We start from the raw sequence: 18,699 nt of genomic DNA, 5'->3' as shown, positions 1-18,699 counted from the left end.
GACTTCAGGCACTCGGTCGTGACTACAGCTGTAGGCAATGTGGACAGGCATTCACCGGAAGAGATGCCCATGAAAACTGCACGATGGTTGTCCAGCTTCGCGGCCTTGATGCTGGCCCTCCCTGCACTGGCCAGCACGACCACCACGGCCGACGCCGTCGCGACGATCGAACGCAACGCCCGTGCCGCGCATTCCGACGCGGTGCTTGTCTGGAAGGATGGAAAAACACTGCTGGAGCCACAGCCAGAGACCGGCGAGGAGCCGGTTCACCTCATGTCGGCCACCAAGTCGGTGGTGGCACTGGCCATCATGCTACTGCTGGACGACGGAAAACTGGCCTCGGTCGACGAGCCGGTAAGCAACATCTTCGCGGAGTGGAAGCAGGGGCGGAAAAGGGACATCACGGTACGCATGCTGCTGGACCATACCTCTGGCCTGCAGAACGTGGCCAACGCGGGGGAAGAGCTGGAAGCTGCGCCGGACCTGGTCAAGCTCGCACTGGCGGCAGAGCTGAGCAGCGATCCAGGTACCACGTTCTCCTACAACAACAAGGCTACCAATCTGCTGCCCGGCATTGTCGAGCGTCTGGCAGGGGAACCGATGGATGCCTACCTTGAGAAGCGCCTGTTCAGACCGCTGGGCATTGCCCGATATACCTGGTTGAAGGACGGTGCGGGCACCCCCTTGGGCATGGCCGGATTGTCGCTGAGTGCCCGCGATCTGGCGAAGATCGGGCAGCTACTGCTTGATGGCGGCGTGACCCCGGCGGGTACGCGCATGCTGAGCGAGCGATCGGTGGCACTGCTGACTGGAGCAAGTGCCCGCTCCCCGGATGTTGGTCTTCTGTGGTGGCGCATTCCAGCATGGGAGCGTTATGAGCTGAAGGGCCAGATGGCCGGCTTCCTGGCGCAGCATGGGGTCAGCGCTCCGGTCCAGCAGGCATTGCTGGCCACCGGGGGCAGGGTATTCGACAGCAAGAGTGCATTGATTGCGTACGTGGCGGAGCGCCTTGGGGCGGACTGGCCGCAGCACTATGGCAGCGAGATCACCGGTCGTGGACTCAAGCTGTCCGACATGTTCGACATCCAGCGCGGCCCAACTGTTGCCTACGCCGCCAACGGTTACCTGGGCCAGCACCTGGTCATCGTTCCGCAACAGCAAGTGGTTGCCGTGCGCCTCATCCACCGACGCGACAGCCATCGCGCTCCACTGGATGACTACGCGACCTTCCCGGCGGATGTACTCACGCTGGCCCAGGCGCTTCAGTGAACGGAGGAGCCGGGCCTGCGCCCGGATCCTCGTCCACTGCTTCATGCTGCTGGCCGGAGTGGCAGGGTCTGGCAGGGCGCGCCACTACTTCGGCATCAGCACGGTATCGACAACGTGGATGACGCCATTGGATTGGTTGACGTCGGCGATGCTGATACCTGCTTTGCCGCCCTTGGCGTCGATCACCCACAACGTGCCGTCGTGAAGTGCCACGGTAAGCGGCTCGCCTTGCACTGTCTTCAGCGTGGCTTTTCCACCGTGCTTCCTGGCATCGGCCAGGAGCTGGGCGGAACTGAACCGTCCTGGGACCACGTGGTAGGTGAGGATCCGGGTGAGCTGCGCCTTGTTTTCAGGCTTTACCAGTGTATCGACCGTGCCTGCTGGAAGTTTGTTGAAGGCCGCATTGGTGGGCGCAAAGACGGTAAAGGGACCGGCGCCATTGAGGGTCTCGACCAGGCCTGCTGCCTTGACCGCTGCCACCAGAGTGGTGTGATCCTTGGAGTTCACGGCGTTTTCAACGATGGTCCTGGTCGGGTACATCTCGGCCCCGCCAACCATTACCGGAGCTGCGGCGAAGCTGGCGGAAGCGGCTGAGACGAGTAAGGCGAAGCTGACTGCGGCGGCGATGCGCTGAAGAGCGTTCACGGTGCGTTCCTCGATAGGATGCCCGCACAGCGCGGGCATCCTACATACGGCTGGCGGGAGCGCCTGGATGCACCGGATGCAGGCCGGGTCAGTCAGGGGGAGGGCCGTGATGCGTGTCGAAATTCTCCCTGCAGCGGCGGAATTCCTCGGCGTGTCCCACTACCCAGGTCCACATCGGGATCATAAGAACCAGCAGCTCCCTGCCCAGCGGAGTGATGGTGTACTCCACGCGCGGCGGAACCTCACGGAAATCCTGCCTATGGATCAGTCCGTCCCTTTCAAGCTGACGCAGGGTACGCGTCAGCATACGCTGCGTGACTCCTTTCATCCGCCGCGCCACATCGGCGTGACGCAGTGTTCCGTAGACCCCCAGGGCGTGAATGATGCCCAGCGACCAGCGGCTGCCGGCATGCGCGAGCACCTCGCGGCGCAGACCGTCGTCGTCCGCGCTCATGCCGTCGCATATCGATTGTGAATGTCGCAGAAGCTCATCGGTGCTCATGAACGGTGCGGTCGGTATCATCGGTGTGCCTTCTTACGTGGCAACTAGGGAGGGGCGCAGAATCGCCGCCATCGTACACACAGATGGTGGTTTCAATGTCTCCCCCGATTGTTTCCCGCTCAATCCTGGTGCTGGGTGCCGGCGAACTCGGAATGCCCGTCATCCGCAACCTGGCCCAGCTCGCGGTTGTGCATGACGCAACCATCAGCGTGATGCTGAGGCCTGCGTCGATTGAATCCACACTACCGGACAAGCGTACGGTCATTGACCAGATCCGCTCGCTGGGAGTGGCCCTCGTTCCTGGCGACCTGGTCACTGCCACGGTCGATGAGCTGGCTGATCTATTTTCCGGTTATGACACGGTCATCGGCTGCACCGGCTACGCCGCTGGCCGCGACACTCCCATGAAGGTAGCGCGCGCCGCCGTGAAGTCGGGCATTACCAGGTACTTCCCTTGGCAATTCGGGGTCGACTTTGACGCCATCGGACGCGGCGGGCCACAGGATCTTTTCGACGCCCAGCTGGATGTACGCGACTATCTCCGCTCACAGGCCGAAATGGACTGGGTGGTCATTTCCACCGGCATGTTCACCAGCTACCTCTTCGAGCCGGAGTTTGGCGTCATCGATCTTCCCGGCAGAAAGGTCAATGCACTTGGCACAGCCTCCAATGCGGTTACGCTGACCACACCAGAGGACATCGGTGCAATGACTGCACAGATCGTCTTCCACTCGCCCCCCCTTCGAAACGAGATCGTCTATCTTGCGGGAGACACGGTCCGTTATGAGCAGCTGCCCGCCATCCTTGAGGAAAAGTTCGGTGCTCCCTTCAAGCTGATCGTGTGGAGCGTTCCCCAGCTGATGGAGGAGCTTGCCAGTGACCCATCAAACATGATCAGGAAGTACCGTGCTGCCTTCGCCCAGGGCAGGGGCGTCTCCTGGAGCCTGGACGGGACGTTCAATGCCAGCATTGGCGTGAAACTGGAGGGTGTCGACGACTGGCTGAAAGCCCACTTCGAGACTTGATGAGCCGTTGAGCGGCAATCGCGTGGACGAAAACGGATTCTCCTACAGACTCCAATCGACCCGCAGGCCGGCGATCAGCGCATTCGGCAGGTCCCGCTGGCGTGCGGGTTCGTTGAACTGGTCCGGATGCACGATGTAGTGCAGGTTCGGCGCGACCCGAAGCTGGGGGGTGACCTGGATGCCATAGCTCAGCTCCATCATCACCTGGCTCCCGTGCGGGGTGCCGCTGCCGCCCGCTGCGGCACGGGCAAGGCGCAGGTTTTCCAGCGCGATGCTGCTGTACTTCTGCTGCGTCACGACGAAGGCGATGCTGTCCTGCGGTCGGCTGGCGAACGTACCTTTCTGCACCAGCCCGGCCTGAAGGAAGTGATCCTCGATCACCTGGCCGGAGGTGCCCTTGAGCGCGGCGCCGAAAAGGGTCAGGCCACGGCCGCTGCCATCGCTGCTGAGCTGCTGCTCGAAGCGGGCGAACGCACCGGAGCGACCATGACGTGTCGCGTACTCCTGGCCACTGAGCAGCGCCGGCGTGCCATTGGCATCGCGCAGCGGGTCGCGGTAGGTCGAGTTGTCCTGCCAGCCACCCAGTTCGTAGCGGGCCTTCAAGCGCGCCGACGCGGGGCTGCGCCAGCCGATCGTGTAGGGCACGATCCAGCCAGTGGCCTGGTTCGTGCTCCATTTCAGGCCGTGCTGGCCATCTTCGGCCTGGCTCGGGTCGACCTGGTACGCGCCCACGCGTACGTAGACATCCGGCGTCACCCATGCCGTGGCATCAGCCATCCAGCTCGATACAGGCCACCAGGTGAAGTTGCTGGTACGGAATACGTAGGTCGGGTTGCCGCAGGCCGAGTTGCCCTGGAAGTACTGGCACAACTCCGAACCTAGATGATGGATGTTGGCGACGCTGCGTCCCGCCTCAAGCACCAGCCGGTCGTCCAGCAGTTTCTGCTCCAGCGTCAGGTTGGCCAGGCGCGTGCCCTGGCCACCGAAGATTTCCTGCACCGAGGTGCTGTTGCCCGTGCTGCTGTTGGCGAGGTTGGTGCCATGACGATTGATGCCGTAGGCCTTGATCGTCGCGCCTCGCCAGCCAAACGCAGCGTCCAGGTCCACGTCGGCACCGAACATCAGTTGGCCGGCATAGGCCGTGCCGCTGCGCTTGCCCCCATCGAGCGTGGCGGCGGCCTCGCCGGTGTAGGCGAGCTTGGGAGTGAAGACGTCGCTCGCGTCTGCGGTGGCAGCCAGGGATGGCAGGGCAAGCGCGATCACCATCGGCAACACGTGTCGGGAAGAGCGGGTCATGGGCGAGGGTCCTTGTGCAGGGCGTAGGTCGCTGCGCCCCTGCGTGCGCAGGGGAGGTGGCAGGGTCTTGGCGATGGGGTGGATCAGGCCGGCGTGGTGACCGGCTTCTTGAGGATGCGCAGCGCGACCGCAGTGACAGCCACGCCGGCCAGCAGTGCCAACAGGTAGATGCCGAGGTGAGTGACTGCGTTCGGGATCGGCAGCACGAACACGCCGCCGTGCGGCACCTTCAGCTCGACGCCAGCGGCCATCGAGATTGCACCTGCCACGGCAGAACCAAGGATCAGCGCCGGAATGGTGCGCAGCGGATCACGTGCGGCGTAGGGGATCGCGCCTTCGGTCACGAAACTGAGGCCAAGCACGCCGGCGGCACCGGCCGTGCCGCGCTCCTCGGCGGTGAAGCGGTTGCTGAACAGCCATGTCGCCAGTGCAATACCCAGCGGCGGCGTCATGCCGCCGATCATCGTCGCCGCCATCGGCGTGTAGACCTGGCTGGAAATCAATGCAGTAGAGAACGCGTAGGACGCCTTGTTGACCGGCCCGCCCATGTCCACCGCCATCATTCCGCCCAGCAGCAGGCCAAGCAGGATCGCGCTGCCGCCCTGCATGCCGCGCAGCCAGTCGGTCAGCCACGCCAGCAGCCCGGCGACCGGCGTGCCGATCACGTACATCATCAACAGGCCGACCAGCAGCGTGCCCAGCACCGGCAGGATCAGCACCGGCTTGAGGCCTTCCAGGCTGCGCGGCAGGCGCAGCGCACGGTTGATCCAGTGCACGCCATAACCTGCAATGAAGCCAGCCAGGATGCCGCCGATGAAGCCAGCATCCATGTTCACTGCTACCAGTCCGCCGATCATGCCGGGCGCAATGCCGGGCCGGTCGGCGATGGAGTAGGCGATGTAACCGGCCAGCGCCGGCACCATCAACATGAAGCCGGACTTGGCGCCGATCTGGAACAGCGACCACGCCAGCGTGCCCTTGTGCGCGTCATCGAAGGCATAGATGCCGCCGAGTGCGAACGCCAGTGCGATCAGCAGGCCACCGGCAGTGACGAACGGCAGCATGAACGACACGCCGGTCATCAGATGCTTGTAGGGGCCGGTGGCCCTGGTTTTTTCGGCCGTGCGGCCCGGAGTCGCGGTACCGGCCTGCACGCCGGCCTCGGCCAGCGCCTTGCGGATCAGGTTCTGGCCATCGTTGATCGCCGGCTTGGTGCCACTCTTGAACAGGCGCTTGCCGGCGAAGCGCGACAGATCGACTTCGCGGTCTGCGGCGATCAGGACGAGGTCGGAGGCAGCGATTTCCTCGTCACTCAACGCGTCCTGCGCGCCCACCGAGCCCTGGGTTTCGACCCGGATTGCATGGCCCAGTGCCTTGGCGGCCTGTTGCAGGCCCTCCGCCGCCATGAAGGTGTGGGCGATGCCGGTGGGGCAGGAGGTGACGGCGACGATGCGCTTGCCCGCATGCGTGCCGGCGTTGCCCGACACCGCGGCCACGAGCGGTGCGAGCGCCGCAACCGGGTCGTCCAGTACCTCGCCCAGGCTCGCATGCACGATCCCGGCATTGGCGAAGCGCGCGATGTCCGCCTCACCGTCACCCACCAGCAGCAGGTGCGTCGCGGCGGCGGCGTTCGAGGCAGACAGCGCGCCGGTCACGCCCTGGTCGCTGCGGATCTCGATCATCAGCTCGAGCCCGCGCTGGCGGGCGGCGCGGCGCAGCGCTTCGGCGGCAAGAACCGCCTCGATGCTGCGTTCGCCGGCGGCGATGACTACGTTGGAAGCGTGCATGGAAACTCCTGGAATTCTTCGGGCTCGTGCTTGCCGAAGGCGCTGCGGTCGGCCCGAAGCCGCCGCCGTGCTCCCGGCAGGGGGGTCAATCCAACCGCTCGATCAGTACATCGCCGGTCCACCCGCGTACCTGCGCCGGGTCCAGCCGTCGTGCGTCACCGCTTTGCAGCCGGCTCATCGAGAACGCGGTCGCCAGCCGCGCGCAGCCGTCCAGATCGATGGACGGCTCCAGCAGGGCGGCAGCGATGCCGGCCACCATCGCGTCGCCCGCACCGACCGTGCTGCCCTGGGCCAGTCGCGGCGGTCGTGCGACCAGCGCGCCGCTGCGATCAATGAACAGCGCGCCGTCGGTGCCCATCGAGATCGCTACGAGCGCAACGCCACGTTCGACCAAGGCCTGGCCAGCGACGCGCAGGGCGCTGCGGTCCGGCAGCGGGGTGCCGGTCCAGGCCTCCAGCTCCTGGCGGTTGGGCTTGACCGCGTAGGGCAGCGCACCGGCGGTGTCACTCAATGCAGCCACAAGTGCGTCGCCACTGGTGTCCAGCAGCACGCGCGCACCGGCGGCGGCGGCCTGCGCCTGCAGTCGCGCCCATGCATCGGACGGCAGTCCAGACGGCAGGCTGCCGGACAGCACCACCGGAAGGCCCGGCAGCAGCAAGGCGCCAAGCCTGCGCGACACTGCGTCCAGAGCGGTATCGTCGAGGGCCAGGCCGGGCAGGTTGATGTCGGTGGTTTCGCCGTTGTCCTCGTCAACCAGCTTGATGTTGGTGCGGGTGCTGCCGGGGATACGCAGGCAACCATCCACGATGCCGCGCGTGGAGAAGAGCGCGCCGAACACACCGTCGTTGCCGCCACCGAGCACGCCCAGCGCGGCGGTCGGCACGCCCCAGTCGGCCAGGCAGGCGGCCACGTTGATGCCCTTGCCACCCGCATCGTCGCGGCTGCTGCGGGCGCGGTGCACATGGCCCGGCCGCAGGCTGGCCAGCCGCACGGTCTGGTCGATCGCCGGGTTCAAGGTAACGGTGACGGCGCGGGCGTTCATGCGCGGGCTCCGTCGAGGGCGCGCACCTGCTCGGCGGTTTCGCAGTCCAGCGCCGTCGCAGCCAGCGTTTGCAGATCGGCCAGCGCGCTGCCACGCAGGCGTGCCTTCACGGACGGGATGTCGTTCGGGGTCATCGACAGTTCGTCCACGCCCAGCCCTGCCAGCAGCATCGCGCCGAACGGATCGCCGGCCAGGCCGCCGCAGACACCCACCCAGCGCCCCTGCGTGCGTGCGCCGTCCACCGTGGTGCGGATCGCGCGCAGCACGGCCGGGTGCAGGCTGTCGGCCTCTGCGGCCAGCTCCGGGTTCTGGCGATCGATCGCCAGCACGTACTGGGTCAGGTCGTTGGTGCCGATCGAGAAGAAGTCGGCGTGGCGCGCCAGCACATCGCTCTGGGCGGCCGCGGCCGGTACTTCGATCATGATGCCGATCGGCACGTCGGGGGCCTCGAGTTCGGCGCGCAGGCGCTCGCAGATGGCACGCAGTGCGACCAGTTCAGGCACCGAGGTGATCATCGGGAACATGATGGACAGGCGTGCCCCTTCCTTCGCTGCGCGGTACAGCGCACGCAGCTGCGGCTCAAGCAGATCCGGGCGGCGCAGCAGCAGGCGCGCGCCGCGCACGCCGAGGAACGGGTTCTCCTCGTGCGGCAGCTCCAGGTGGGCGACCTGCTTGTCGCCACCGATATCGAGCGCACGCACGATCAACGGACGGCCTTCCAGCGCTTTGGCCATCGCCATGTAGGTTGCGTACTGCTCCTCCTCGCTGGGCGTGCTGCCGCGTTCGAGGAACAGGAATTCGGTGCGCATCAGGCCGACACCTTCCGCGCCCTGTTCCAGCGCCAATGGCACCTGCTCAGGCAGGTTCACGTTGGCGCCGATGTCGATGCGATGGCCGTCGGTGGTCTGCGCCGGCTGCGCGCGTTGTGCGGCTTCGCGCGCGCGGATCTGCTGCTGCTCGGCGATCCAGGCGCGTGCCGAAGCAAGATCGGCCTCGGAAGGGGACAGGTAGAGCCGCCCGCTGCTGCCGTCGATGATCGCTTCGCGGCCGGCCTGGATCGCCAGCAGTTCGGCGCCACCGGCAACCAGCGCCGGCAGGCCGAGCGTGCGCGAGAGGATCGCAGTGTGCGACGCGGGGCCGCCCTGTGCGGTGGCGAGGCCGAGCACGCGGGTGCTGTCAAGGTTGGCAGTATCCGAGGGCGACAGGTCGGCGGCAAGCAGGATGCACGGTTGCGCCGGTAGATCTGCCAGGCCGCCACCGGCCGCAGAGGGGTCAAGCTGCGCCAGTACGCGCCGACCCACATCGCGCAGGTCGGCAGCGCGCCCGGCCAGCACCGGATTGCCCAGCGCCGCCAGCCCGGAGGCGATCTGCTCGATGGCCTGGTGCCAGGACCACGCGACGCCATGACCTTCAACCATCAGCTGGCAGGTACGGGTAATCAGGTCGGTGTCGTCAAGCAGCGCAGCCTGCGCCCTGAAGATCGCCGCATCCGAGGCGCCAAGGCGGCGCTGGGTGTCGTCCTGCAGCGCGGCCAGCTGCTGGCGGGTACGACTGAGTGCATCCTGCAGGCGCGCGCCGCCCTCGCCAAGCGGGGCAGGGCGATCGGCAACATCGGCCTGCGCGCTGGCCAGTACATGCAGCGGACCGATGGCCAGCCCGGGGCTGGCGCCGATGCCGACGATCGCTGCCTGCGCTTCGGGCGGATTCCAGCCCGCGACCGGCGCCGTCTTTCGCTGCGCTGCACGCTCCGCATCGGCCTTTTCCTGCGCGACCAGCCCGTCCATGGTCTTGCGTAGTGCAGCCAGCAGTGCGGGGGCATCGGCGCCTTCGGCAGAAACACGCACGGCATCGCCCTCGCGAAGCCCGAGCTGCAGCAGCGCCACCAGACTCTTGGCATCGGCCGCCTGATCACCCGCGCGCACCTGGGCCCGGGCCGTAAAACTCCGCGCCGTCTCGGCCCAGCGCGTGGCCGGGCGCGCGTGCAGTCCGCTGGGGTAAGCAATGGTCCAGTCGAAACGCTCGGCCAGGTCCGCCACTGGGTCGTGAGTGGCAGAGACTGCGACGTCGCTGGCCAGCGCATTGACGATTTCGCTTGCATCGGAGGTAGTGAACAACCGCTGCAGCGCGGCCTCGTCCTGGATCAGGCGGGTCAGCCTGCGCAGCAGGGTGATGTGGGTATCGGACTGGGCGGCAATGCCAACCACCAGGCGGGTGACCTGGCCGGGGTTCCATTCCACGCCTTCCGGCAACTGCAGCACCGCAATGCCGTCGCGGCGCACCAGGTGGCGGTCCTCGCCGAGCCCGTGCGGGATCGCCACGCCATGGCCGAGGAAGGTGTTCGCCAGCGCTTCGCGGCGTCCCATGCTGGCCTCGTAGCCCGGCGCCACGCAGCCGGCAGCGACCAGCATCTGGGCCACCTGGGCGATGGCATCGGTCTTGTCCTGTGCCCGCGCATCCAGGCGGATCAGTTCCCGGCTGACGGGGGAAGGGGAGGTCAGGGGCGACAAAGCGGGCTCCGGGAGGGATGGCTGGGGCGTATTGGGAACGTTCCCACTGCACATTTCAATGTGCACTGCACAAAAATCCAATAGTCCTTTGGCGTTAGCATTGCCCTGAACAGCCATCCGGCCATGAACAGCGTACGTTTCCGGGAACGTTTCCAATGAGCATCAGCATCAACGACGTCGCACGCGTGGCGGGGGTGTCCAAATCCACGGTGTCACGGGTGCTCGGGGGCGGTCCGGTCAGCGAGGACGTGCGCGGCAGGGTCGAGCTGGCGATCCGCCAGACCGGCTATCGACCCAACCTGCAGGCAAGACGGCTGCGCTCCCGGCACACCGGCATCATCGGCTTGATCGTGGCGGATATCCGCAACCCGTTCTTCACGGCGCTGATCCGCGCCGTGGAAGAGGTGGCCTATCGCGAAGGTCTTCGGGTCACCCTCTGCAACACCGACGAGGACCCCGAGCGGGAGGCGCTGTATCTGCAATTGATGCACGAAGAGCGCATCAGCGGCCTGATCTTCGCGCCGACCCGGACCACGGTGGGCCGGCTCGAGCGGCTCACGCTGGACTATCCGACGGTGCTGGTGGACCGTGCCGCGCCCGGCGGTCCGATCGACAGCGTGGTACTCGACAATCCGGCAGCGATGGCAGGCCTGGTCGAGCATCTGGTCGAGCGCGGCTATCGGCGTATCGGCGGATTGTTCGGCAGCACCAGTACCACCGCGGCCGAGCGACGTGACGGTTATCTCGCTGCGATGCGCACGCATGGGTTGCAGCCGGACTACCGTGAGGTTGAACCCACGGCCGAAGCCGCCATCGCGACGGTCGATCAGTGGCTCGCCACGCCATCCCGCCCCGAAGCACTGGTCACCAGCAACAGCCTGCTGTTGATGGGAGCATTGAAAGCCGCCCGCGGCGCCGGGCTGGCGATTCCAGAGGCGTTGGCACTGGCCGGCTTCGACAACGAACGCTGGACCGAGCTGGTCGAGCCGGGCATCACCGTGATCGAGCAACCGGTTGAGGAGATGGGGCGGGCCGCGATGTCGCTGCTGCTTGAGCGCCTGCGCACGCCGGAGCTGCCGGTACGCCGACTCGTAATGACGGGCCGGTGCGTGGTCAGAGGGTCGACGGCAGCGCGATAGCTCGGCGCCCGATCGCGGCGAAGCCTGGGAATGCCGCCCGGGTGTTGGCGGGCCAGCCGCTGTCTGTTACAAGCCATCTGTCCACAACCAGCTAGCTCGACTTTGACCCACGCTGTGTGCATCCCCCAGGAACGCGCCAAGGACTCCGACATGAACGGACATCACGAACCCCAGGCGCGCCGCCTCTTGCGTCGGCTCCTCGCACTCGGCCTCTGCGCCCTGGCAGGATCCGCCCTCGCCGGAACAACGCAAGCGGCACGCACCTGGCTTGTCAGTGGAGCCGAACTCATCACCCTGCTGCAGGGCAAAGGCGCTGATGGGTTCTGCGACGGCGAGCAGTGCCGGAACCTGTCCAGCGCTCGCGCCAGCGCCTATATCCAGGGCGTTGCCGATGCCAGCCACGGCCAGTGGTGTGGCCAAGGCAGGATTCTTCCGCATGAGCTGGTCGACCGTGTGTCTTCCCATCTCCGGCAGTTGCCCGGCGAGCGATTGCAGCAGGATGCGTCTTCACTGGTTGCCGAAGCGCTGCGGACCGCATTTCCCTGTGGTGGTGGCGCGTCACGGGGTGGCAGTGCCGAGCCCGGCAAAGACGAATAGGACGGGCCGCGCCCGACGCGTGACCACGCGAACGTCCTACACCCTCGCGACACGGTGCATTCACGGCCACCGACACCCGCGCTGTCCACACTGTATGCTCCTTCCACAGCACGAGGTGCCCCATGGCCACCTGTGATGTCTGCGGCAACAACTACGACAAGAGCTTCACCCTCCAGCAGGGCGGGCGCAGCGGCACGTTCGATTCGTTCGAATGCGCGATCCACGCATTCGCACCGCGCTGCGCACACTGCGATTGCGCCGTTATCGGGCATGGTGTTGAAGGAAACGGCCAGATCTTCTGCTGCGCACACTGCGCCGGTCATTCAGGTGTAAAGGGTTTAGCCGACCGGGCCTGAGTCGCCGTCAGCGCCATCCCGCTCCTGCCCAGAGACAAGCGAAGAAATCCGCGCGACCCGCGCTGCGCCCGAACCAGCAAGCAGCGCCAGTGCCCGCCGCTTCTGCGCTGGCATTCCCGCCACGGCCTCCGACGCCAACACCACGTGGAATTCCCTGGCGTTGGCGTCCAACGCTGTAGCCAGGACACACGAATCGGCCGTCATGCCACACAGGCAAAGGTGGCGCACTCCCAGTTTGGCCAGCAGAATCGGCAAAGGGCTGGCCAGAAAGGCCGAGTGCTTGGGCTTGAGCACGAAGTAGTGACCAGGCAATGGCGAGAGAAGGCTGGCGATTCGCCCCGCCGGGCCACCGTCGCGCCGGCACTGTTCCACCTGCTGGCGGAAGTCGCGCTTCCAATCCGAGAAATTGTCATTGGCGTAGATGACCGGCCAACCGCGTTCGTCGAAGTGATCCCTCAGGCGCCGGATCTGCCGGGCCGCCCGCTCTGCCGCCGGCGCCAGCTTTTCAGCGCCAGGGAAGTCGAATCGGCTGAACATGTCGATGATCAGCAGGGCCGTCGATGGATCATCTCGCATGGCTCAATCACCTGTCTGCGCGTGTGGGGCCTCAACCGGCTTGGATTGCGGCGAGTCCTTCTGGCGCAGGAAAATCGTCAGCACCACCAGGGACAGCACGGCCAGGAATTCGCTCTGCCAGTTCTGCATGGATTCGAACCAGAATGTGCTGCTGGCGAGGTGCTCCACAAAGCCTGGCGGCGGCAATCCCTTCAACTGCTGTTCGGCCTCCTCGGCACGCCAGCTTCCCACTGCATGCAGCGTAAAGCTGAACAGGAACAACAGCCCGAACGCGATCGCAAGCGAATGACCGTAGAGCGTCTTCCATGGACCACCGCGCCTTACCGGCCACGGCGTGGGCCCCGGCTCGACGCGATTCTGTTCCTGCGCAGGGTCCAGCGGCCGCGATTCGGCCGAGCCGCGCTGGCGCAGGCTGACCGTCAGGAGCACATACATCCCCATCTGCAGGAACTCGCTCTCCCAGTTCTCGAACGTGGCGCTGACGAAGTGCCCCGTCGCGAGGTAGTGCCAGAGATCGATCGGCGCGCGTCCGTACTCGACCAGTTCCTGGTTGTGCACGTGATGCCCGGCAACCGCCTGCCCAACGATGAACACAAGCGTGAGCACAAGCAGCACCAGCGAGAGACCGTTGCGTTTCCACATGCAACACCTCGTTCAGTCTGTTCCAGAGGCCGTGCGCGAAGCTTGCGCGGGTAGCAGACCATGACCCGTGAATCCGGCGCATCCAGAATGTGAGGCGGACTCAACGCTTTCCGGTCGGGTCAGGATCAGGACGTTCGTAGTCTTCCGGTACGGCCTTGGGGCCATCGCCGTCGTCGGGCATGTCGTGCTCCTTCCACTTGGCTCGATCGTTGCGCCGCTTGTCCGGCGTGTGCGCCTTCGACTGATCGTCCACGTCTGTCGTCGGATTGAAGGGCAGCTTGTCGTTCATGGGCAGCTCCTGCGGCTAAAGACCGAAGACTGCACCGCGCCGGGTTAACACCATGACCCCGTGGAATGAACGCCGTGCACACCGGGATGTCACCAAAGCGGGATGGCGGCCTTGCGATGCTGGCGTCCCGAGCTCCTGGAGAAGCACGATGCAGGCATTGACCTATCACGGCCGCAAGGATGTGCGGGTCGAGACCATACCGGACCCGGTACTGGCGGCCGAGGATGATCTGATCCTGAGGGTAACCGCCACCGCCATCTGTGGATCGGACCTGCACCTGTATCGCGGCAAGATTCCGGATCTGCACGATGGCGATGTGCTCGGCCACGAGTTCATGGGCGTGGTGGAAGAGGTCGGCAGCGGCGTGACCCAGGTGCAGCCGGGCGATCGTGTGGTGATCCCTTTCGTGATCGCCTGTGGAGAGTGCTTCCATTGCCGCCTGGCCGAGTATGCCGCTTGCGAAACCACCAATACCGGCAAGGGCGCCGCACTGAATCAGAAGGGCATGCTGCCTCCGGCCGCATTGTTCGGCTACAGCCATCTGTATGGCGGCGTGGCCGGCGGCCAGGCCGAATTCGTGCGTGTACCGAAGGCGAATGTAGGCCCGCTGCGCATTCCGGAAGGCATTGCGGATGAGCAGGTGCTGTTCCTGTCTGACATTCTCCCCACCGGCTACCAGGCTGCGCTGAACGCAGGGGTGAAGGCGGGCTCGACGGTGGCCATCTTCGGTGCGGGCCCGGTGGGGCTGATGAGCGCGGCCTGCTGCCGCCTGCTGGGCGCAGAGACCATCTTCATGGTCGACCATCTTCGTTACCGTCTGGATTACGCGCGCCGTACCTACGGTGTGACGCCCATCGACTTCAAGCAGATCGAAGACCCGGCGGACTACATCCTTGCCCAGACCAGTGGGCGGGGCGTGGACGCCTGCATCGAGGCGGTGGGCTTCGAGGCCGAGGGCAGTGCGCTGGAGTCAGCATTGATTGCCGTGAAGCTGGAGGGCAGCAGCGGCGTGGCAATCCGGCAGTGCATCGCGGCAGCACGCCGCGGCGGCGTGGTCAGCATCCCGGGTGTCTACGCTGGCTTCATCCATGGTTTTCTGCTGGGTGATGCGTTCGACAAGGGGCTGACGTTCAAGATGGGGCAGACGCACGTGCAGGGACTGATGCCGGAACTGCTCGACGCAATCATGGAAGGAAAGCTGCACCCGGGTGACATCATCTCGCACCGGATGCGCCTGGCCGATGCAGCTCAAGGCTATGCAATGTTTGATGCCAAGGACGATGACTGCCGCAAGATCGTATTGACACCCTGAGCGTGCCGCCATGAGCGCGATTGTCATCGCCTGTGTCTACGCCCTGTGGCTGGCTGCCGGATCGCTGGATTTCCATTTTCACCGGCGCACCGATCTTCCGCACACTTCCGCGATGCGCGAAAGCCTGCTGCATGGGGTGCAGCTGCTGCTGATCGGCAGCGGCGTGCTTGCCTGGCTCCTGCTGGAGAACACATTGTCGCTGGTCGCGCTTCTGGCAGGCCTGGTCATCGCACACGCGGTCGCCGGCTATCTCGATACCGTCAGCGCGGACGGCCGTCGACGCATCAGCCCGGCGGAACAGCATGTGCACAGCGTGCTGGATGCCGCGCCATGGGTGCTGCTGGGTTGGGTGGGCTGGCAGGTCCACCCGCGGTGGTCGCTCGAAGTGAAGCCTGCAGCACCGGACGTCTGGTGGCTCACCCTGCTGCCGGCGCTGGGCCTGGTGGTGCTGCCATGGCTCTGGGAACTGCGGCAGTGCGTGCGTGCAAGAGAGCAACGCCCGCAGACGGGTCCGTGAGGATCACGGTGCCGGGCATTCATGTGCCCGCCACGCCATCAAGACAGGCATGTGACCGCCTGCCGCCTACGTTCATGGCGTATCTCCATTGCAGGTCTGCCACCCATGCAGGATGTGACGTCATCCTCTTCGCTGTTCAATCGCGCACGCCAGGTGCTGGTGCAGCAACCGGCATTGCCTTTGCCCGGTGGCGGCCAGACGCTGCAGCGTTGGCAGGCGCTGGCAGCCTGGGGGGCAGAGGATCTTTGCCTGGCCAAGGTACTGGAGGCCCACTATGACGCCCAGGCGATTGCTGCCGAGTTGAGGGCGCCCATCCCTGCTGAAGACACGTTGCTGGCGGTGTGGGCTGCAGAGGGTCCGGCCAACACCGTTCGCATCGATGCCGGCGGTGGGTTGTACGGTGACAAACCCTGGTGTTCCGGCAGCGCATGGGTGGATGCGGCACTGGTAACGGTTCGCAACCCGCAGGGCGTGTGGCTATGCCAGGTAGCGGCGGAACACTGGCACACACTTGCGGGCGAGCCATGGCCTGCCGTGGGCATGGCCGCAATCCCTTCCACCACGGTGCGCTTTGACGGCGCACCGATGGTGATCCTGGGGACGCGCGATGACTACCTGCAGCGCCCGGGCTTCTGGCACGGCGGGGCAGGCATCGCGGCGGTCTGGTTTGGTGCAGCGGCCGCTTTGGCCGAGCGCATGCGACCGGCCTGCACCGAGGGAAATCGCGCGCGGCTGCTGGGTGAAGTGGACCTCGCCCTGGGCCCGGCAGCCGCGCTGCTTCGCGAACTGGCGGCGCACATCGACGCCGCGCCCGAACTGGCCCATCGCGAAGATGTAGTGCGCGTGCGCTGTGTCGTTGAGCGCGCGGCAACGCGTGTGCTGGACCTGGCGGGTCGCGCGCTGGGCCCGGGCCCGATGTGCCTGGAGGACGCCCATGCCCGGCGCTGCGCGGACCTGACCGTGTTTCTTCGCCAGAGCCACGCCGACCGCGATTGGGAATGGCTGGGCGAGCAGCGTGCAGCACAGGAGGCAACATGGGCGCTGTAGCCAGGCCCCCCCTGCAGGGGCAAGGAACCCAGGAGCAGGCCTGGCTGCACTGCGATTGGCTCTGGCAGCAACCGACCACATCGGCAACCGCACTCTGCAGCGGGCATGACCGCATGGTGGTGGTCGCGCCGCATCCGGACGACGAAATCCTCGGCTGTGGCGGGCTGCTGCATCACGCTGTGGGGCAGGGTATCGACGTCAGTGTCGTTGCCGTGACCGACGGCGAAGCATGCTACCCGGGCGAGCCGTGGTGGACGCCCGAACGCCTGCGATCAGCGCGCCGAGCGGAGCTTGCCGCGGCATTGGGCGAACTCGGTATTCCGGTCGGCTCCATCTTCCACCTGGGTATCGCCGACGGCGCGGTCAGCGCGCATGAGCAGGGGCTGGAAGGTTGGCTGCAGCAGTATCTGCAACCGCGCGACCTGGTCCTGGCGCCATGGCGGTTTGATGGTCACCCCGATCACGAAGCGGCAGGACGCGCTGCCTGCCGCGCCGCGCGGGCGGTTGGTTGCCACCGGCTGGAGTACCCGGTGTGGGGCTGGCACTGGCTTGACCCTGCCTGCGCACATATGGCGTGGGAGGTTCCGAAGCTGGTCGACATTTCAGCAGTGGCGTCCGCAAAGCGAAACGCAATCGCGCATTTCCGTACGCAGACCGGCGACGTGGCGGGCCTGAACAGCCCGCCGGTGCTGCCCGCACATGTACTCGCCCGATTCTTCCGAAACTACGAGGTATTCCTTGCATGAGCGCGCAACCGTACTTCGATGACCTGCATGAGCAGGAGGACCCGTTCGGCTACCGCAGCCGGTGGTATGAAGAGCGCAAGCGTGCGCTGCTGCTGGCAAGCCTCAGCCAGCGCCAGTTCGCTCGCGGCTGGGAACTGGGGTGTTCCAACGGCGTACTGACCGAGGCGCTGGCCGCACGTTGCGAACGCCTGCTGGCAACCGACATCAGCCCACGTGCGGCGTTCCAGGCGCGCCGCAACCTGGCCCATCTGCCGCACGTGCAGGTTCATTGCGCCAGCCATCCCGAGCAATGGCCGCCAGGACGCTTCGACCTGATCGTCTGCGGCGAAATGGGCTACTACCTGGGGGCAGGCGCACTGCGCGAGCTGCGCGGTGGCATCGATGAAGCACTTCGCGATGACGGCCTGCTGGTCGCCTGCCATTGGTTGCCCTCGTTTGCCGGACGCGCGAGCCGGACCGAGGTGGTGCATCGATGCCTGGGGGAAGGCCTGCAGGAGGCCTTCCACTACCGCGATGCGGACTTCGTGCTTCAGGGATGGACACGGGGCCCCTTGTCATTGGCCCGGAACGAGGGCCTGCGGTGATAGGCGTCCTGATACCCGCCCACAACGAGGCGGACAGTATCGCGCGGTGCCTGCAATCCATCCGGGTGGCGGCCCTTCACCCAGGCCTCGGCGGCGAAGCAGTGGAGGTGATGGTCGCGCTGGATGCGTGTACGGATGCAACGGGCACCATCTGCCGCCAACACCTGGTCGGCAGCGTGCAGCTGGATGCACGCTGCGTCGGTGTCGCCCGGGCCGCAGCCGCTGCTGAACTGCTGGGGCGGGGCGCCAGGTGGCTGGCAAGCACGGACGCTGACAGCGAGGTGCCTCCCGAGTGGCTGGCCGCACAGGTTCAGGGCGGTTGTGACGCTTTTTGCGGACTGGTGGACATAGCGACGTCCTGCCAGGGTGAACGGCGCCTGCGCAGGGCATTCCAGGCAAGACAGCAGTGGGGCGACCATCATGGGCGCATCCACGGTGCCAACCTCGGCGTCTCTGCCAGTTCCTATCGGGCCGTTGGCGGCTTTGCTCCCCTGCACTGTAGTGAAGACGTGGCGCTTGTCAGAGCGCTGCAACGCTGCGGTGCGGTGGTGCGATGGGCCGGCGCTCCCGTGGTGATGACAAGTGCGCGTCTGCAGGGGCGCGCTACAGACGGATTCTCCGCTTATCTGGCGGCGCTGGGTGGCGAGCGCTCTGGCGCGGAAGCGTCGGCCCTGGTCACCTGAGGGTCAGCCACACCGTCACGCAAGCGCCCGTGTTATCGGAGCGTGCGGTTGAGGAGAGCGTTGGGACAGCGCAGGCCACGAAGGCCCTCATCACTGCCTACCTCCGCGAAGCGATGATGGACGAGCAGGAAATCTCCT

General features: G+C 66.1%; 20 protein-coding genes. 11 read left to right on the top strand and 9 right to left on the bottom strand.

The window, feature by feature from the left end:
• Positions 1-69: 69 nt before the first annotated feature.
• Positions 70-1,269: a serine hydrolase domain-containing protein gene (locus AC5P7E_RS06825; protein ID WP_181453520.1), complete on the top strand. Its 1,200-nt coding sequence runs from the start codon at positions 70-72 to the stop codon at positions 1,267-1,269.
• An 84-nt stretch (positions 1,270-1,353) separates the two neighbouring features.
• Here AC5P7E_RS06825 and AC5P7E_RS06820 read toward each other — a convergent pair whose 3' ends face one another.
• On the bottom strand, positions 1,354-1,953 hold the full coding sequence (locus AC5P7E_RS06820) for a fasciclin domain-containing protein (RefSeq protein ID WP_197588817.1): 600 nt from the start codon (positions 1,951-1,953) through the stop codon (positions 1,354-1,356).
• Between the two features lie 49 nt (positions 1,954-2,002).
• Entirely contained in the window at positions 2,003-2,368 is a 366-nt protein-coding gene (locus tag AC5P7E_RS06815; protein ID WP_232622059.1) for a winged helix-turn-helix transcriptional regulator, read from the bottom strand.
• Positions 2,369-2,511: 143 nt separating this feature from the next.
• Here AC5P7E_RS06815 and AC5P7E_RS06810 point away from each other — a divergent pair, with 143 nt between their 5' ends.
• A complete protein-coding gene (locus tag AC5P7E_RS06810) occupies positions 2,512-3,441 on the top strand; it encodes an aromatic alcohol reductase (RefSeq protein WP_032963456.1) in 930 nt (309 codons plus the stop codon).
• Between the two features lie 42 nt (positions 3,442-3,483).
• Here AC5P7E_RS06810 and AC5P7E_RS06805 read toward each other — a convergent pair whose 3' ends face one another.
• The 4 genes from AC5P7E_RS06805 to ptsP form a co-directional block, all read right to left on the bottom strand.
• A complete protein-coding gene (locus AC5P7E_RS06805) occupies positions 3,484-4,737 on the bottom strand; it encodes a carbohydrate porin (protein WP_060380056.1) in 1,254 nt (417 codons plus the stop codon).
• 83 nt (positions 4,738-4,820) lie between these two features.
• Positions 4,821-6,524 (bottom strand): PTS fructose transporter subunit IIC, encoded by a 1,704-nt coding sequence (locus AC5P7E_RS06800; RefSeq protein WP_060380055.1) that lies wholly within the window; start codon positions 6,522-6,524, stop codon positions 4,821-4,823.
• 85 nt (positions 6,525-6,609) lie between these two features.
• A complete protein-coding gene (locus AC5P7E_RS06795; protein WP_099484631.1) occupies positions 6,610-7,566 on the bottom strand; it encodes a 1-phosphofructokinase family hexose kinase in 957 nt (318 codons plus the stop codon).
• Positions 7,563-10,073 (bottom strand): phosphoenolpyruvate--protein phosphotransferase, encoded by a 2,511-nt coding sequence (ptsP, locus tag AC5P7E_RS06790; protein ID WP_162792514.1) that lies wholly within the window; start codon positions 10,071-10,073, stop codon positions 7,563-7,565. The genes AC5P7E_RS06795 and ptsP overlap by 4 nt, the downstream gene beginning before the upstream one ends.
• Positions 10,074-10,228: 155 nt before the next feature.
• Between ptsP and AC5P7E_RS06785 the strand changes: the two genes are divergently transcribed.
• The 3 genes from AC5P7E_RS06785 (at position 10,229) to AC5P7E_RS06775 (ending at position 12,165) form a co-directional block, all read left to right on the top strand.
• Positions 10,229-11,212 carry a LacI family DNA-binding transcriptional regulator gene (locus AC5P7E_RS06785; RefSeq protein WP_005413481.1) on the top strand — a complete coding sequence of 328 codons (984 nt, stop codon included), beginning with the start codon at positions 10,229-10,231 and terminating at the stop codon, positions 11,210-11,212.
• 150 nt (positions 11,213-11,362) lie between these two features.
• The gene (locus AC5P7E_RS06780) at positions 11,363-11,809 is read left to right on the top strand and encodes a Rap1a/Tai family immunity protein (RefSeq protein WP_224119208.1); all 447 of its coding nucleotides are present in this window, start codon (positions 11,363-11,365) and stop codon (positions 11,807-11,809) included.
• A gap of 122 nt (positions 11,810-11,931) precedes the next feature.
• Positions 11,932-12,165: a metallothionein gene (locus tag AC5P7E_RS06775; protein WP_076738418.1), complete on the top strand. Its 234-nt coding sequence runs from the start codon at positions 11,932-11,934 to the stop codon at positions 12,163-12,165.
• On the opposite strand, the gene AC5P7E_RS06770 is transcribed toward AC5P7E_RS06775, so the two are convergent.
• The 3 genes from AC5P7E_RS06770 to AC5P7E_RS06760 form a co-directional block, all read right to left on the bottom strand.
• Positions 12,148-12,741: a cysteine hydrolase family protein gene (locus AC5P7E_RS06770; protein ID WP_099484630.1), complete on the bottom strand. Its 594-nt coding sequence runs from the start codon at positions 12,739-12,741 to the stop codon at positions 12,148-12,150. The genes AC5P7E_RS06775 and AC5P7E_RS06770 overlap by 18 nt on opposite strands.
• 3 nt (positions 12,742-12,744) lie before the next feature.
• Positions 12,745-13,383 carry a DUF6766 family protein gene (locus AC5P7E_RS06765; RefSeq protein WP_087802649.1) on the bottom strand — a complete coding sequence of 213 codons (639 nt, stop codon included), beginning with the start codon at positions 13,381-13,383 and terminating at the stop codon, positions 12,745-12,747.
• 100 nt (positions 13,384-13,483) lie between these two features.
• Positions 13,484-13,672: a hypothetical protein gene (locus tag AC5P7E_RS06760; protein ID WP_005409707.1), complete on the bottom strand. Its 189-nt coding sequence runs from the start codon at positions 13,670-13,672 to the stop codon at positions 13,484-13,486.
• Positions 13,673-13,820: 148 nt separating this feature from the next.
• Between AC5P7E_RS06760 and AC5P7E_RS06755 the strand changes: the two genes are divergently transcribed.
• From AC5P7E_RS06755 to AC5P7E_RS06730, 6 genes are all read left to right on the top strand, one after another.
• Positions 13,821-14,984: a zinc-dependent alcohol dehydrogenase gene (locus AC5P7E_RS06755; protein ID WP_114618383.1), complete on the top strand. Its 1,164-nt coding sequence runs from the start codon at positions 13,821-13,823 to the stop codon at positions 14,982-14,984.
• Between the two features lie 10 nt (positions 14,985-14,994).
• Complete coding sequence (locus AC5P7E_RS06750; RefSeq protein ID WP_024956832.1) at positions 14,995-15,501, top strand: hypothetical protein; 507 nt, start codon at positions 14,995-14,997, stop codon at positions 15,499-15,501.
• 105 nt (positions 15,502-15,606) lie between these two features.
• The gene (locus tag AC5P7E_RS06745) at positions 15,607-16,548 is read left to right on the top strand and encodes a hypothetical protein (RefSeq protein ID WP_005413479.1); all 942 of its coding nucleotides are present in this window, start codon (positions 15,607-15,609) and stop codon (positions 16,546-16,548) included.
• Positions 16,536-17,294, top strand: a complete 759-nt coding sequence (locus AC5P7E_RS06740) for a PIG-L deacetylase family protein (RefSeq protein ID WP_024956833.1) — start codon at positions 16,536-16,538, stop codon at positions 17,292-17,294. The genes AC5P7E_RS06745 and AC5P7E_RS06740 overlap by 13 nt, the downstream gene beginning before the upstream one ends.
• Complete coding sequence (locus AC5P7E_RS06735; RefSeq protein ID WP_005413477.1) at positions 17,291-17,878, top strand: class I SAM-dependent DNA methyltransferase; 588 nt, start codon at positions 17,291-17,293, stop codon at positions 17,876-17,878. Before AC5P7E_RS06740 ends, AC5P7E_RS06735 begins: the two co-directional genes overlap by 4 nt.
• Positions 17,875-18,561, top strand: coding sequence for a glycosyltransferase (locus tag AC5P7E_RS06730; RefSeq protein WP_114618384.1), 687 nt, complete (start codon positions 17,875-17,877; stop codon positions 18,559-18,561). The genes AC5P7E_RS06735 and AC5P7E_RS06730 overlap by 4 nt, the downstream gene beginning before the upstream one ends.
• Positions 18,562-18,699 lie beyond the last annotated feature (138 nt).

It is taken from the genome of Stenotrophomonas sp. YJH_SMC_25 (assembly GCF_059369595.1).
Note: the sequence above shows the minus strand (reverse complement) of the source record. Positions and strands in the feature narration are given on the sequence as shown.

Excerpts from the sequence above, each read along its gene's own strand:
- AC5P7E_RS06825 (WP_181453520.1), top strand. The coding sequence starts at position 70 with ATGAAAACTGCACGATGGTTGTCCAGCTTCGCGGCCTTGATGCTGGCC.
- AC5P7E_RS06820 (WP_197588817.1), bottom strand. The coding sequence starts at position 1,953 with ATGCCCGCGCTGTGCGGGCATCCTATCGAGGAACGCACCGTGAACGCT.
- AC5P7E_RS06815 (WP_232622059.1), bottom strand. The coding sequence starts at position 2,368 with ATGAGCGCGGACGACGACGGTCTGCGCCGCGAGGTGCTCGCGCATGCC.
- AC5P7E_RS06810 (WP_032963456.1), top strand. The coding sequence starts at position 2,512 with ATGTCTCCCCCGATTGTTTCCCGCTCAATCCTGGTGCTGGGTGCCGGC.
- AC5P7E_RS06805 (WP_060380056.1), bottom strand. The coding sequence starts at position 4,737 with ATGACCCGCTCTTCCCGACACGTGTTGCCGATGGTGATCGCGCTTGCC.
- AC5P7E_RS06800 (WP_060380055.1), bottom strand. The coding sequence starts at position 6,524 with ATGCACGCTTCCAACGTAGTCATCGCCGCCGGCGAACGCAGCATCGAG.
- AC5P7E_RS06795 (WP_099484631.1), bottom strand. The coding sequence starts at position 7,566 with ATGAACGCCCGCGCCGTCACCGTTACCTTGAACCCGGCGATCGACCAG.
- AC5P7E_RS06785 (WP_005413481.1), top strand. The coding sequence starts at position 10,229 with ATGAGCATCAGCATCAACGACGTCGCACGCGTGGCGGGGGTGTCCAAA.
- AC5P7E_RS06780 (WP_224119208.1), top strand. The coding sequence starts at position 11,363 with ATGAACGGACATCACGAACCCCAGGCGCGCCGCCTCTTGCGTCGGCTC.
- AC5P7E_RS06775 (WP_076738418.1), top strand. The coding sequence starts at position 11,932 with ATGGCCACCTGTGATGTCTGCGGCAACAACTACGACAAGAGCTTCACC.
- AC5P7E_RS06770 (WP_099484630.1), bottom strand. The coding sequence starts at position 12,741 with ATGCGAGATGATCCATCGACGGCCCTGCTGATCATCGACATGTTCAGC.
- AC5P7E_RS06765 (WP_087802649.1), bottom strand. The coding sequence starts at position 13,383 with ATGTGGAAACGCAACGGTCTCTCGCTGGTGCTGCTTGTGCTCACGCTT.
- AC5P7E_RS06760 (WP_005409707.1), bottom strand. The coding sequence starts at position 13,672 with ATGAACGACAAGCTGCCCTTCAATCCGACGACAGACGTGGACGATCAG.
- AC5P7E_RS06755 (WP_114618383.1), top strand. The coding sequence starts at position 13,821 with ATGCAGGCATTGACCTATCACGGCCGCAAGGATGTGCGGGTCGAGACC.
- AC5P7E_RS06750 (WP_024956832.1), top strand. The coding sequence starts at position 14,995 with ATGAGCGCGATTGTCATCGCCTGTGTCTACGCCCTGTGGCTGGCTGCC.
- AC5P7E_RS06745 (WP_005413479.1), top strand. The coding sequence starts at position 15,607 with ATGCAGGATGTGACGTCATCCTCTTCGCTGTTCAATCGCGCACGCCAG.
- AC5P7E_RS06740 (WP_024956833.1), top strand. The coding sequence starts at position 16,536 with ATGGGCGCTGTAGCCAGGCCCCCCCTGCAGGGGCAAGGAACCCAGGAG.
- AC5P7E_RS06735 (WP_005413477.1), top strand. The coding sequence starts at position 17,291 with ATGAGCGCGCAACCGTACTTCGATGACCTGCATGAGCAGGAGGACCCG.